The sequence below is a fragment of the Pseudomonas sp. 22189 genome (assembly GCF_052045635.1).
Taxonomy (GTDB): Bacteria; Pseudomonadota; Gammaproteobacteria; order Pseudomonadales; family Pseudomonadaceae; genus Aquipseudomonas; species Aquipseudomonas parakoreensis.
The window spans coordinates 1-974 of sequence record NZ_JBQEPG010000064.1 but is presented as its reverse complement, the minus strand read 5'-3'; the positions used below and the strand labels follow the sequence as shown (position 1 = coordinate 974).

1 protein-coding gene is annotated in these 974 nt (G+C 58.2%); it reads left to right on the top strand.

Features of this window, described 5'->3' with window-relative positions:
- Positions 1 to 157 precede the first annotated feature (157 nt).
- On the top strand, positions 158 to 943 hold the full coding sequence (locus ACTJKS_RS27975; RefSeq protein ID WP_041074069.1) for a sulfite exporter TauE/SafE family protein: 786 nt from the start codon (positions 158 to 160) through the stop codon (positions 941 to 943).
- The last annotated feature ends 31 nt before the right edge of the window (positions 944 to 974 follow it).

Here is a 974-nt window from a genome sequence, read left to right as displayed (position 1 = left end):
CTTTTAATCAAGATCAAAAGATCGCAGCCTCCGGCAGCTCCTACAGTGTTAGATGTAGGAATCGGGCATAACGATAGACCGCATTGATATATGTGGTTATATGAAAAATCGCTATGCTGCGGGCCAGATTTTTCCTGTCGTTTTTCTGGACGTCTTAATGGAATTGGCAAATTTCGGCCTGGTCATCGCCGGGCTGGTGGTGGGTTTTATTGTCGGCATGACCGGTGTCGGCGGCGGTTCGTTGATGACGCCGATCCTGCTGTGGTTCGGTATCAACCCGGCAACCGCGGTGGGCACTGACCTGTTGTACGCGGCCATCACCAAATCCAGTGGCGTGCTGGTTCACAAGAAGAACAACAACATCGATTGGGCGATCACCGGTTGGCTGACCCTTGGCAGCGTGCCGGCAGTCGCCTTGACCTTGTGGTTTCTCAGCAGTCTGCACACCGCGCCCGAGGCGATGAACGCGATCATCAAGCAAGCCTTGGGCTGGGTGTTGTTCGCCACCGCGCTGGCGATTCTGTTCAAGAAGCGCCTGCTGGAATTCGCCCATAACCGTGCGGGCGGCAACTACAACCCGAGCGGCGCGCGCCTGAACGTAATGACCGTGATCACCGGTCTGATCCTCGGCACCATGGTCGCCCTGACCTCGATCGGCGCCGGCGCCCTCGGCACGGTTGCGTTGTTCATTCTCTATCCACTGCTGCCAACCCGGCGTCTGGTCGGCACCGAAATTGCCCACGCTGTGCCGCTGACCCTGGTTGCAGGTCTTGGCCACGCGAGCATGGGCAACATGGATTGGGGCGTGCTGGGTTTCCTGCTGATGGGTTCGCTGCCGGGCATCTGGCTGGGCAGCCACTTGACCGGGCGCATTTCCGATGAATTGCTGCGCCCGTGTCTGGCGACCATGTTGCTGTTGATCGGCTATAAACTGGCGTTCTGATGTAGGAGCTGCCGCAGGCTGCGATCTTTTG